This window comes from Pseudoalteromonas phenolica (genome assembly GCF_044788725.1).
GTDB classification, from domain to species: Bacteria; Pseudomonadota; Gammaproteobacteria; order Enterobacterales; family Alteromonadaceae; genus Pseudoalteromonas; species Pseudoalteromonas phenolica_C.
This window is the reverse complement of sequence record NZ_CP173162.1, coordinates 675,923-689,001: the sequence shown is the minus strand read 5'-3', so window position 1 is coordinate 689,001 and position 13,079 is coordinate 675,923. Positions and strand designations below refer to the sequence as shown.

Here is a 13,079-nt window from a genome sequence, read left to right as displayed (position 1 = left end):
TGACAAGCTAACTTGAAGCTCGACGCTCAAAGTATCATCTATTTTAAAAATATGTATCGATTAGATGATACTTCAACTGGCCCAGCTGAATTTAGAATAACCTCGTATAGCCCCGAACGTTTAATATTTTCAAGACCACGATTAAATGATGCCAGCAAATGTTTTGAGTTTGCACTTTTTTTCAAAAATAACAAATGACTACTTTGGGTCAGAAGGGGCTTGCTATTAAAAGCGATTTGTTCTGCTTCTTCACGACTAAAATGCTGTTTAATTAGGTGACTTGCAGGAATGGTTGCCATAGGGAACAGATCTATTCTGCCTTTCACAAGCTTTTTTAGATTTTGTAAATCTGAGGTCACCGAATCAACTTTAAGTTTTTTTTGTTTCGCAAGCTGCCAAAACTGAGCGGTATAACTGTACCCTGTAGTTGCACCAATATTAAAACCTTGCAGATCTTCTAACGATGACCAGGTTTCGAGTGGTTTTCGTTTATTGAAATAAAAGTAAGTGGCTTCATAGTAAAGTGGCTCAGAACAATAAAAGTCTTGCTTTCTTTTTGGTGTGCAAAACCAATAAGCAGCGGCATCATAACGCCCACTTTTTGCTGCTTTAAAACTTCTTCCCCAAGGCATAAACACAAACTTGACCATATACCCTTCAGAAGCAAATGCAGCTCGAATAATTCGTGGCACAATGCCTTGTTGTTCAAGCTTTTTACCAGAAAATGGGGGATACTCCCCTATTGCTATGGTGAGTTGCTTAGCATAACAAGCCCCACTCAATAACAAAGTAAGCAGTAATAAAACACGCACATAACTATCCTTTTATTGACTCTGTTATTAGCTTAGAACAAAAAATGAAATCTAGGACATAGCAAAAAAAGCTGAAAATAATTCTAAAAACCAACACTTTTTAAATAACTACTGCAAGAAGCAAAAAGAAAAGGCGCTTTCGCGCCTTATTTCACCATTTCCAGAATGCCTTCCCTATATTCTTGGTCTTATTGGTATCGGGTGCCATATACCAGGTCTCGTTTGTTTGATCTGGGCTTTGCGTATAATTTAAGTAATCGCTGTATGCATCGCCAATATCAACACCCTCAAGAGGGGGATAAAAATCATCTGGGAAAATCAGTGCATATGGATAATTGTTTTCGTCTTTAAAATTGCTGGTGTCACCAAAATTTGCCGAACTTGCAATTCGAGTCGTTTTGCCTGGTAAGTGAATTTCTTGACCTGTATTAAGCACATGTAGGTATGGGTCATAAGGTGGCTGACCTAGCGCACTAGCTGGAAATGGCGTATCTAAATTAAAGGTAAATGAAAACTTCTTGCCTTTAATTTTTTCAACATCAGCAAGCGTATTCACAAAGGCTTGATTACTAAGGTGCATTAACGTCTTGCTGTTTGCTAACACCTTCACATCAAGTGCATCATTTACCTCAGTAGTAACAGGAAAACCATTTACTTGCTCGACACTGTCTTCTTTGAACAAGTTCATTGTTAAGCTACCAGATACCGATTCATTAATAGGAATGTGCAAGTACCAATCATGATCGTAGTTTGCCCCCCGGGCGATCATATAACCTGTGGTAATGATAGAAACCACTTCAAGTTCACCGCTTTGTTCGTTATTTTTGAAGCCAAAGCCAACTCTGTAACCCACCAGAAGATCATTAAAGTCATAATCGCCTAAATTAGGGTACTGGTCCTCGTAACTCACTACGAAAAAGCTGTCACTGGTTGGATAAAACAACCAACTATCAACCGGCTCAACAACTTGGCTTTGTGCTATTACTAAAGGAGCTTCGTCAACACCCGGTTGCGCATATTCTAGATACGATACATCATTCGCAGTTAATATAGCCAAGTCTTCTGGCCCATTTGAAAAGTCATAAAACGCTTCAGGGTCACCCAAGCTTTCATTCACTTCAAGAAAGCGAATAGACAAGGTTGCCGATTGCGCATTACTTAAATCAAAGTTACTACCTGTACATGATGACTCGTCTATTGGCATGCGCATAGTGCCGCCAAAATCACTGCCAAAAATGTCACTGTCAGTACTTGGAGTAATATGGCTACTTCCTGTTGCACCTATTAAGGTGTAGTATTCTTGCCGTGTCGTTGTGCCTGCTTTTGCTAACATAGCGCCTGTATTAGTTGTGAAAATATTACAAGTTACAACCTCAGAACCCATATCAAATGTAAGCACTGCACTTTCAACGGTGACGCCTTGGGTACTTGCTTTCTCAGTACCATTAGCGGCTTCATTCACATCCACAGCAAATACCAAAGCATTGCTATTTTGCTGCTTGTATTCTTCAAGCATGGCCCCAGTTAATCTGTCTTTGAAGTAACTACTAGAATGAGGTGCAAATAAGTCAATTTCACCAACGCCTTTATTAATCGTATCTTTGAACATGATACTTTCAACCGCATAACCTGAAGTGCTCGCAATCAACAAAGCACACGCTAAAATTGATGTTTTCATAGCTCGTACTCCTTCGTGATTTGTGGATCGGTTTTAACAGTCGAAAACACATCGTATTTCACTTTGCTTACGTCATTAGGTAAGTAGAACTCAAAATTTGGTGAATTGGGTACTTTGCCCAAGAAAAGAGTTTTGTTGTCAAAGGTATAAATCTTCAAATAAACCGTTTTCGCTTCAAAGCCTAGCCCTGAAATATCGATATTCATATTTTGTGATTTAAATTGCGAAAATTGCGCATTGTCAGCGGCTTTGCTGTCAATTAGCTTATTTGATTGCGGTTGTGTTTGAGTTTCTGATTGTGTTTGCGTTTGAGTCGAAGACGTATCACTACTTGGTGTTTGCGTAGTCTTCACAGACGAAGTTTCATCTGCCCCCCCGCCACCACAGGCAGAAAGTATGAATGAAAGTGCGGAAATGGTAAGTATGCGTTTCATCAGCGTTTCTCCAAAGAGATTGATACTCTAGAGAACCAACTTTTATACCAATAAAAAAACCTTATAAATCAATTACCATAAAACCTTAAAAAGCGTATTTTTTCGTTCTGAGTTGCATATTGCAAATCATGGGATAGAAATAGAACTGAACACGTAACATCAATCCACTGAATTAAGAGGTCTAACTTTGATATAAAAATGCTTAGCGATATTAGATGACGTTTTAACTACTTGGTTGTTTAAAGTGAAAACGCTCAGTGCAGTTAGCGACAGGCTTTGCCCATAGAAATAATTAAAAGTTGTTTAGAATTGGTATAAGCAAAAGTACAAATAAAACAGTTTTTAAAATCACTATATTCATACACCACTCAACCACAAACTTAATAACGCTTTGCTTGCTTATTTAAGGTAGTCGAAAGCTGATAGGGTTTACTTATTACTGAGTTTCGCCCTGCTTCTTTTGCTTCATACAAAGCTGAGTCTGCAACTCTGAATAGTTGCTCAATATCAAAGTCATCTGCTTGTTCACAACTCGTCAATCCTAATGATGCTGAGATAAATTCTGCCGTCTGCGATTTTTGATGACTAATTTTCAAATCGAAAATTGCTTGCTTGAGTTTATTCGCGACTAATAAAGCTTCTTCTTTGCTGATTTGCGTGAGCACAATCGTAAACTCTTCGCCACCGTAACGGGCGACTAAATCCATATTTGAACGCGTATTTTTCGACAATACCTCTGCCACTTGGCAAATAACTGTATCGCCGGCTTGGTGCCCATAAAAATCGTTATAAGTTTTGAAGTGATCAATATCGAGCATGATCATACTCACAGGAAACAATGACAACTCACGTTGTTGTTCTATCATCTCCAAAAAGTGCATCAAAGAGCGTCGGTTAGCGATGTTTGTCAGCTCATCAGTATCACTCAATTTTTGCAATTTTTTATTCGCTTCAACCAAAATCGTCTGTTGAGAGTTTACGGTAGCAAACAAGCCGTCTATGAGACTTGCTAAGCGGCCTATTTCATCTTGTCTTTGTATATTTGTTGCCTGCGAATAATTGCCTTGCTCAATCACTTTTACAACAGTTTCTCGCAAAGATGTTAAAGGAATAATCACCATTTTATTAATCAGCAAATAGATTAAAGCTAAGATTAAAATAGAACTTAACAGCGCAATCCCCATAGAATATTCAATTAAATTATCATCGAACATTCGCTTAGGTTTTGCGTAGGCCATTACGATACTTGCCTTGCCATTTACATCATTAAAAGAAATATATATTTTTTGCTCGGATGAACGAATTTGAGGATAATCTTGGTACTTATCGAACGGAATAACAGACTTACCTTGCGGTAAAGCTGAATACTCAAAGAGGGTTATTTGGCGCTGCATTAAATCGCTGAGTTGCTGACTGACCTTTTCATCCAAATAAGTCCAAACCAACATGGTACCAACCACATCACCCACCCCAGTCGATGGGACTATGCTACCGCTAACAAATAACACAGGATGTTGCTTACCTTGGATGATCCCAGATTTGAATCCTAGTACTTTTGCTGCCGGGAGCTCTGGTTCTTTTACAATTAAAAATTGTCGCTTTTCGGTCGAACTGGCTGTTTGGAAAACGGAGTCTAAGATAACAGAGCCATTATTTTCCAAGGCAAAATGACTCACCGGTTCACCCGAAGCGTCATAAAAATGCATACCATTAAGATTGAGTGAAGCTAGTGACTCTGGGATATGATAATTCTCTTCTAAAAACGCCAGATCCCGCTCTTTAATCACGCGGATCATCTCATCCCAGACTGCATTATCATATATCAGTCTTTGCATTTCACTTTGAATTCTAGAAAATGCCGAACCGAGCTTTCTAATATCTTTTTTATCGTTTTCAACTTCAAGTTCAATGAACTGAGGTATTGTCCAAGCGTATCGGATCAATAAATGAACAGACGAAAAGCCTATTAGCAAAAGTGCAAATAGCAGAAATAGTTTCAAGCGAAGACTTTTAGCTATTAGGTTTCTCATATAGTAAATAGATTTCCCGTTTAATAGGCCTTAGGTTAATACCAATCCTCTTAAATAAGAGGTCTATTTTAAGGATTTGTATAAGTATAGGTTTAATCTAATTTTTTGCTTTTGGCTAAAAAGAAAAAGGTGCTCATAAGAGCACCTTGCATTTGCTTACTTGTATCGCCCAACTGCTTTAGTGCTCAGGTGCGCTATCATGGGGGAGTGGGCGCTTTTAAAGCGCATTACCTTCATTATCGACAGCATCAAATTGATGACCATCAGGTCCACCATCTCGTGGCGGTATCAAGGCTTTAATTTCATTACTGCCAGCAATGGCTTCTGGATCAGTCAATGATCGTAAGAATGCAGCCAGAAGTTGCACTTCTTGCGAACTAAAACCTCGAATAATGGCATCATCACCGCGGTCAGAATCCGCTCTATTTTGCGCATTAAGGTCTAGCACGAATGTGCCTGCTTCACCCACGACTTCATCACACTGTGACTCACTCAAGTGCTGAAATTGCGGTAACTGACACGTTTCTTTTTCGCCATAAAACCTTTCTAAAGAGCCTGTTACATCTGAGTAGTGCTCAATCACGCGCTCTAGTGAAGCAAATACGCCTTTATCTCCATACGGTGCTGTTATGCCGACATTAAGCAGACTTGGCATTCTGAATTGGTTTTTCGCATTACCATCGGCAACACCATGTGCGCCAATTTGAGGGTAAAGTGGCCCGCGTGTTCGCTCTGGGGTAAACATCGCGCCATCATGGCAATTGGCACATCCGGCACCTGTATAGAAAAATAATGCGCCACGTTTTTCATCCGCCGTTAACTTATCGTGCTCGCCTTGCACATAATCAAAGAAAGGGTTGTCGATAAACATAAATGACGCCTGATATGCCGACATAGCTCGAGCAATTCGCATAAAGCTGACTGAGTCGTCACCAAATGCCTTTTCAAATAGCGGCTTCCACTGAGTCGATAATCTTGCAGCGATAAATTCGCGATAAGCTTGCGGTGATTCAAACCCACTTGGGTCACCCATTTCAGCAGCGGCAGTAATTGGGAAATGTGCTTGTGCCATCAATAAACGTAGCGGATCGTTAGCATCAACTTGTTCGTTCATTGCACGAGTTACATCAAGCTCAGGAGTTTGAATTGGCGCGGTTGAAACGAGCCCCACATCACTATCACGGTTGGCCTGTCTGAGTTTTACACGCTGATCCCAAAACATGCTGCCAACCCAAAGGGCTGAGTTACACACCGCTGGTGAGGTTCTGCCCACAGCAGGTACTGTACTGCCATCGGTTCGACCTAACCCCATTACATCTGGGTTTTCAGCATTCACACCAATTGACAGAGAAAGTCCGTCACTACCACAGCTTTCAGCTGGATGATGACATGATGCGCATGAGGTATCGTGGTTCTGGCTCAGCGCTTTACTAAAGAATAGGCGTTTACCTAACTCAATAAGCTCTCTATCTTCTTGACGGCGATAGCGGGCAACATATGCCTGTAAGTTTTCTAATTGTGGGGCAATACCTGCACTATCAAGAACTTTGTCTAAGCAGTCATTCAAAGCATCATCGGCAATCGCTGTCACATCGTTGCTACCGCAATGGTCGCTTAACCTTTCAATACCAATGCGGATCACCGAACCATTTCTCAGACCATCATTATTGTCATGCGCTAAAGTTTTTACAGTATCGCTATTCGAAGAAAGGCTTGTGACCTTGTCACGCGCCACCGCTTGAACATGATAAGTGTGCTCCACGCCGGGTGACGCCGTTGAGTCGACGAAAAAAGTCATTGCTGTGCGACCAATACGCTGACCATCACGAAAGACGCGATAAGCACGTATTCCCGATACACCTTCTGGTGCTTGCCAACTTAAACCTACTTCAGTACTGGTGCGTACTTTGGCGATGAGTTCAGTTGGTGCGCTCGTTTCAATTGATGTACTTGCATTTGCGAAAAGTGCGGCGCTAAACAAAGATGCGTAACAGAGTTTAGCTAAACCGCTTTGGTGACCTTGTCCAAACATGTTTTTCTCCTTCGTTGATTACTCCTGTAAACAACTTTTGAGTGCTTGATTACACGTTTCCTTAATTGTGTAAATTCGATATTTATTATTATTTAATTTAAATTCATAAAGTTATGAAATATTAAGCCACTTATAAGTGCCCCAATTTTTAGGCTAAACCCAAATTAAGGAAAAAATATGAATAAATTAAAAATATAAAATAAAAAAGGATTGGTTTTAAAAACTCAATGACACATACCGTAACGATTTATCAATTTAAAAGTGCAGTAAGACCCCTTATATTGGCTTAACTAAATTAGCCATGAGCCCAGAAGGAAATTGAATGTCGCATGACTTAAAAACATCGTTCACTGTTTTTACTATTTTATCGTTTGGCAGCATGGCATAAGCGATTAAGTCAGTTTTATGTATGCGATGATAGGTAAATAATGGTGCAATCAAAGGACTACTTCGAGCTTCTGCCCCCAGCTTGGTTATCTCATTCGGTAGAAGTATTTTGGAGCCAAAAGCTTTCAGAGCATGCGTTTTTTATCCCGCAAGGCGTCTTTGATTTACTTTTACACAGCCAGCCTATTGGGTTTTCAAAAGTTGACGACCAATTGTCTATCAAGCAAATCCCCGCTGGCGTATCAATACTTGGTCAACAGATCTGTGCATACACACTTTATAGCAAACATCCGCAGTGGATTTTTGGTGTTAGGCTAAAACCTTTTTCATTTCTAAAGCAGCAGTTTATGTCATCGCTCGAAGTGAAAAACACCATAGAATCAATCACGCAATATCTCAGTCATTCAGGCTACTTAAACGATGTTTTACCGCTATTAACTCAATTAAATAAAGACCACATCAACATTCAGATGCAGGTATTAATAGAGAAAATAACGCCTTGGCTGCATAGCCAATTTATTGCCAATGACTATGTTATCTCTGAGCGCTTAAGAGCTGAGACCAACGCCATATTAAATGCCCGAGGCGATATAAAAATTTCCGAGATGTGTGAGACGTTTTCAATAAGTAAAGTCACACTCAGACAGCACTTTCTCGATAACATAGGCCTATTACCCAAAGAACTCTGCAAAATTTGGCGTTTAAACAACTTTTTACTGCACAGCCAATCCGCCACACAAACACTCACAGAGTCAGCAATCAACGCAGGTTATTTTGATCAAGCTCATTTAAATAGAGAATTTAAAAGCCTACTTGGGCAAACACCCAAACACTATTTAAAGTCTACTGAGCCACATTTAAATCAAGGTTTTCAAACAGCAATCAACAATCGATTCATAGGTAAATACGACCCTTTTTGAACTTACTTAACTTTTTTACAATTTTTACGTGTGCGAACTTGATAGGTTTTTCTTAACAAGGACACTTTGTGAAAAAATGCTATGACATCATTTAAGAAAACCGCACTTTCTATTGCACTCTTCATTGGCTTAAATAGCCAAACAGCACTTGCCCAAGCTATTTCAAAAGCTGAAAAACAACAAGTTATCGACAAAGTAAGCGAGTTAATGGCTGAACATTATGTTTATCCTGAAGTGGCATCAAAAACCAACCAAAAGTTAAAACTGGCTTTCGAGCAAGGCGAGTTTGCCGCTCACACTGACAGCGAAGAATTTGCCAAAGCACTCTCGACTTGGTTAGAAGAAACAGCCCAAGATCGCCATTTAAGAGTGAGAGCAAACCCCGTTAGTCAAGAAGTTAAAGGTGCAGAATCTCGTTTGCGCGATAGCTTGCTTAACCCGCCTCGCTTTGGCTCACAGAACAAAGGCGTGGTTGGCGCAAAAGTACTTGAAAATAATATAGGCTATATGGATTTACGTGGTTTTTATCGCTTAACTGAAAGCCAGCCATATATCGACTCGGCAATGAAGCTACTGGCAAATACTGACGCCATCATTATCGATTTACGTCAAAATGGCGGCGGCTCACCAAGAACAGTTCAGTACTTATGTAGTTACTTCTTCGATGAACCCCTGTTATTAAACAGCTTATATTATAGAGAAGACAACGAAACCATCGACTACCATGTTTTAGATGAAGTCGCCGGTGACAAACTGCCAGATGTACCTCTGTATGTGTTAACCAGTAATCGCACCGCGTCAGCGGCAGAAGAATTCAGCTATAACATGCAAACCAGAAAACGCGCCACTTTGGTGGGTGAGACCACCCGAGGCGCGGCGAACCCTGGCGGTATGTTTACCATCAACGATAACTTTAGAATGTTTGTCGCTACGGGTGCTGCCATTAATCCTGTCACTAAAACCAATTGGGAAACGGTTGGCGTGGTGCCTCATGTTGCAACCGAAAAAGATCAAGCACTCGACAAAGCCATTGAACTGGCGAGCACTGAAGTCGAGAAAAGCTGGCAAGCACTAAAAGCTGAACGCGAACAATCACTCGATAAACTACTCGCGCTATTAAGTGATATAAAACAATCAGAAAAATCATTAACTGATTTAAAACAAGGCTATCAAAAGCAAACTAAAGCCCTTTTGAATGCACTTAACCTCACAGATAGAGAGCTGGCAAACCTAGCGTATGACAGCTGGGAAACTTCACCAAAATACGCCGTTTTCTTGTTAGAAATTGCAGTCACTTTTAACGAGCAAGAAACCTTTTTATACGAGTACTGGGCACGTGCTTTGGCAAAAATGGACCAACTTAGCGAAGCTAAAAGCGTCATTGATATCGGGCTATCAAAAGTCAAAGGCGAAGAGCATATTAATATGCTTAAAGAGACCCTTGCCGAAATCACGGTTTCAAAAAACAAGCTTTAGTTAATCGCTAAAGCACTAACTGCACACCAAAGCCAGCAGGATGCTGGCTTTTTTCATCGACTTTATCTGACATTACACTTTGCACAAGATGCTAGACAATTCATTAATAACAGCTAAAAATATCGCGCATCACTTTATGAGGTATGCCACTATGCATCTGTTCAAAAAAATCGCTGTTCTTTCTACTTTATTACTGACATTTGCAACAAACGCAAAAGTATTGTCGATTGGCGATAACGTCGAGCTTCCGACTCTTAACGATCAATTCGATAAACCGCATTCACTAAAATCTAGTACCCAATGGCTAGTGCTTGCCCATGACATGGATAGCAGCCGCGTAACGCGCGATGCGTTTGCAGGGCAAACCGATGAAACGCTAAAGCAAGCTAACGTTCAATATTATGCCGATATTAGTGGTATGCCGGGCTTAATTAGCAGCTATATTGCAATTCCAAAAATGCAAAAGCAAAAGTACGCCATTGTATTGGGCAAAGAAGACAATGAACTGGCATTTTTGCCAAGCGAAGACGACAAGGTCAGTATTTTCAAAATCGAAAATGGCAAAATCGTTGAGTTTATTACCACCGACAGTGCAGAAGAGTTAAAGAAAACCGTACTTAAATAATCGAATAAGACCCCCCTACTCGTTCTTATTTAATTCTTAATGCAATAAGGCAGATCTGTTCAGTCTTATTGCATGCCTCTGCGTCTATTCCCTTTTTCCTTCTCTCTGCAAATATTAACTGGCAACAATGCCGCAATCTTTTCTATCACTACAAACCACATGGATTTAGTAGAAGAATATCCTCTTATATTTAGCGTTAGCAGACGTTAATCTGCACCTAGATAAAAATACAGTCTTCAATGATTGTAAGAGTAGGCAAAGGTTCCATTGGGGAAATGGTTAAAGTATTCAATGACACTTCAATTCGTTTGAAATGCTCGAATACTTTTCAATTGGTACATAATATATTGATTCTAAATAACTAAAAATATAATGTTAATGGCTTATGAGAAGTGATGTCATTCAGTCCTGCATAAAATGGAGTTCAAGTGGAAGATTTAAAATTAAAGTGTAAATGTGGGGAAGTAACAGGTGTCGTTAGTAATGTAAAACCAGGGTGCGGTAATCGATTGGTTTGCTACTGCGAAGATTGCCGAAACTTTGCCAAACAGTTCGATAAGGCTGACAATATTTTAAATAAATTTGGTGGTACAGAAATATTCCAAATCGACCCTTCTCGGATAACAATTAATCATGGTTTAGAAAATATTTCCTGCCTTAAGCTTAGTGACAAAGGTTTATATCGTTGGTATGCATCATGCTGCCAAACGCCAATAGGAAATACCGTTGGGTTAAATTTACCTTTTGTGGGATTGATACATTCTTTTATCGCATCAGATCAAAATATCGACTTTAAAATAGGCCCTATCATTGGCTCTGTATATACAGAGCATGCCACAGGAAACCCTTCAGACGAACTCAAAGCTGGCAAATCAAAGACTCGCCTTTTGTTTACTATCTTGAGAAAGCTATTTATCTGGAAAATCCTTGGAAAAGGTAGCCCTAATCCATTTTTTCATAAAGACGGTAAACCAATTGTCGAACCTAGCTTAGTCAGTCGAAATGAAATCTGACATATTAATTTAAGTACAATGATCAACCCTTGGCGTTTCTAGATCAATCGTTGGACTTTATACTTACATTACAATGGTTCATATTCAGTGAAGGTGTTATTCACTACTTAGTCATTTGTAAAGCGCTTCAGACTTCGAAAATGAAATTTAGCAGCCAACAATCCCCTCTTGCTCAGGATACAAAAAGTTAGAGCTTTCCCCGCTTATTGCTTTTAACGCTTAAATTTATCCCAGTCCTCTTAATTTAGCGGTCTATTTTGAGGCAAGAAAAACTAGTCGATAACGAGGCGAGAATTTTGCTATTTAGTTGTTCTAAATAAGAAATTGTCAACGAAGTTAGCGTCAGTTTTAGTCCCTCAAAATGATGGAGTATTATTGAGGGTTGGTATTATCAAACAGTTACTGCATAAAACAGCACTTTTAAACATTCTTAAAAACTTTCAAATAAGTCCTTGACCTTAGCCTTACTCGAGGTTTTAGAGTACAGCCCGAGTTCACTTAGTAAGTTTAGCTTTTTTAGTCACCCCGAACTTGTTGCAGGGTCTATGAATGGCTTGGTGGATCCCGAAACGAGTTCGGGATGACAGCAAAACAAGCTCGGGATGACTCGAGAGTTAGCTCAAAGCTAACAAGTTAAAGTGGCTTTCAGCAATTCAGAAATGCCTCTTTTAGTCACCCTGAACTTGTTTCAGGGTCTATGAATGGCTTGGTGGATCCCGAAACGAGTTCGGGATGACAACGAAACAAGATTGGGATGACAAGACAAGTGAGCATTAGGTTAACTCTCTGAGTTTATTTAATAAGCAATTTTTAAAATCAAATAAGTGGGTTTTCTAGCCAGCCATTGGTTGACAAAACCCCAAACAAAACTAGAATAACCACATTCGAATACCATTCGAATGTGGTTATTCTAAAGATTTAAGAGATATAAAGTATGGCGCCAGCACCAAAATTTAGCCCTGAACAGCAACAAGCAATGATCCTTGATGCGGCTGTTCAGTGTATTCAAGAGTCCTCAATTACCGATTTCACCATGGCAAAGATTGCCCGCCTTGCAGGCTTGTCGATGGGCTCTGTATATAAGTTTGTTCAAAGTAAAGAAGACATTGTACTTGCGCTTGCTTTTCAATCGTTTAGACATGCCTCATCGGTGTTCGAGCGAGTTTTAAACTTACCTCTGTCTACCCCAGAAAAAATGCTGGCCGTCACTCTCATTGCACCAAAAAAGCTGCAATGCTTTGAGTTTGATTATGAGCTGCAGTCTTACGCAACTAACGAAGCGGTGATCAAACGTGCCTCGTCCTTGTGGTCAGGCAAAATGATTGAAGCCTGTAATTTATGTGAGCAAGCTTTCAAGCTTGCCATCATGGAAGGGATCAATGCGGGCGAGCTCAAAGAAGTACCTAATTTAAGTGAAGTTATTGAAGAAATTATCGTTAGTGGCTGGGCACTAACCGTGGGTTACGAGCAAGTTTTACGCGTTAAGCAACAGCAACAAATTATTGAGGGTACGGCCTCGCTACTCGAGCCTTTAGCCGTCAACGACCCAATTATTCGCAGCACAATTCGCCTTCTCAATAGTTACCCCTGGCAGTCTCCAATCACGCCAGATTCTCTTGAGCGAATTGAGCAAGCACTTATTAATTTAGAATTACGTTAAGGGAGCAACACC

The 13,079-nt window shown here is 40.0% G+C and carries 10 protein-coding genes; 5 read left to right on the top strand and 5 right to left on the bottom strand.

The features are described from left to right. Positions 1–38: 38 nt before the first annotated feature. The 5 genes from ACH784_RS20540 to ACH784_RS20520 form a co-directional block, all read right to left on the bottom strand. Positions 39–812: a substrate-binding periplasmic protein gene (locus ACH784_RS20540; RefSeq protein ID WP_404395573.1), complete on the bottom strand. Its 774-nt coding sequence runs from the start codon at positions 810–812 to the stop codon at positions 39–41. 151 nt (positions 813–963) lie between these two features. Beyond that, complete coding sequence (locus ACH784_RS20535; protein ID WP_404395571.1) at positions 964–2,490, bottom strand: LruC domain-containing protein; 1,527 nt, start codon at positions 2,488–2,490, stop codon at positions 964–966. Next, a complete protein-coding gene (locus tag ACH784_RS20530; RefSeq protein ID WP_404395570.1) occupies positions 2,487–2,924 on the bottom strand; it encodes a hypothetical protein in 438 nt (145 codons plus the stop codon). The genes ACH784_RS20535 and ACH784_RS20530 overlap by 4 nt, the downstream gene beginning before the upstream one ends. Before the next feature lie 380 nt (positions 2,925–3,304). Continuing rightward, on the bottom strand, positions 3,305–4,924 hold the full coding sequence (locus ACH784_RS20525) for a diguanylate cyclase (RefSeq protein ID WP_404395569.1): 1,620 nt from the start codon (positions 4,922–4,924) through the stop codon (positions 3,305–3,307). A 247-nt stretch (positions 4,925–5,171) separates the two neighbouring features. After that, positions 5,172–6,986 carry a cytochrome c peroxidase gene (locus ACH784_RS20520; protein ID WP_404395568.1) on the bottom strand — a complete coding sequence of 605 codons (1,815 nt, stop codon included), beginning with the start codon at positions 6,984–6,986 and terminating at the stop codon, positions 5,172–5,174. 428 nt (positions 6,987–7,414) lie between these two features. On the opposite strand from ACH784_RS20520, the gene ACH784_RS20515 reads away from it, so the two are divergent. The 5 genes from ACH784_RS20515 to ACH784_RS20495 all read left to right on the top strand — a co-directional run bounded on the left by ACH784_RS20515 (position 7,415) and on the right by ACH784_RS20495 (position 13,067). After that, positions 7,415–8,293, top strand: coding sequence for a helix-turn-helix domain-containing protein (locus ACH784_RS20515; protein ID WP_404395566.1), 879 nt, complete (start codon positions 7,415–7,417; stop codon positions 8,291–8,293). 81 nt (positions 8,294–8,374) lie between these two features. Continuing rightward, the gene (locus ACH784_RS20510) at positions 8,375–9,769 is read left to right on the top strand and encodes a S41 family peptidase (RefSeq protein ID WP_404395564.1); all 1,395 of its coding nucleotides are present in this window, start codon (positions 8,375–8,377) and stop codon (positions 9,767–9,769) included. Positions 9,770–9,920: 151 nt separating this feature from the next. Continuing rightward, positions 9,921–10,394: a hypothetical protein gene (locus ACH784_RS20505; protein ID WP_404395562.1), complete on the top strand. Its 474-nt coding sequence runs from the start codon at positions 9,921–9,923 to the stop codon at positions 10,392–10,394. 428 nt (positions 10,395–10,822) lie between these two features. Continuing rightward, complete coding sequence (locus ACH784_RS20500) at positions 10,823–11,407, top strand: DUF6151 family protein (protein WP_404395561.1); 585 nt, start codon at positions 10,823–10,825, stop codon at positions 11,405–11,407. 934 nt (positions 11,408–12,341) lie between these two features. Beyond that, positions 12,342–13,067 (top strand): TetR/AcrR family transcriptional regulator, encoded by a 726-nt coding sequence (locus ACH784_RS20495; protein ID WP_404395560.1) that lies wholly within the window; start codon positions 12,342–12,344, stop codon positions 13,065–13,067. The last annotated feature ends 12 nt before the right edge of the window (positions 13,068–13,079 follow it).

Excerpts from the sequence above, each read along its gene's own strand:
- ACH784_RS20520 (WP_404395568.1), bottom strand. The coding sequence starts at position 6,986 with ATGTTTGGACAAGGTCACCAAAGCGGTTTAGCTAAACTCTGTTACGCA.
- ACH784_RS20530 (WP_404395570.1), bottom strand. The coding sequence starts at position 2,924 with ATGAAACGCATACTTACCATTTCCGCACTTTCATTCATACTTTCTGCC.
- ACH784_RS20510 (WP_404395564.1), top strand. The coding sequence starts at position 8,375 with ATGACATCATTTAAGAAAACCGCACTTTCTATTGCACTCTTCATTGGC.
- ACH784_RS20515 (WP_404395566.1), top strand. The coding sequence starts at position 7,415 with ATGGTGCAATCAAAGGACTACTTCGAGCTTCTGCCCCCAGCTTGGTTA.
- ACH784_RS20505 (WP_404395562.1), top strand. The coding sequence starts at position 9,921 with ATGCATCTGTTCAAAAAAATCGCTGTTCTTTCTACTTTATTACTGACA.
- ACH784_RS20535 (WP_404395571.1), bottom strand. The coding sequence starts at position 2,490 with ATGAAAACATCAATTTTAGCGTGTGCTTTGTTGATTGCGAGCACTTCA.
- ACH784_RS20495 (WP_404395560.1), top strand. The coding sequence starts at position 12,342 with ATGGCGCCAGCACCAAAATTTAGCCCTGAACAGCAACAAGCAATGATC.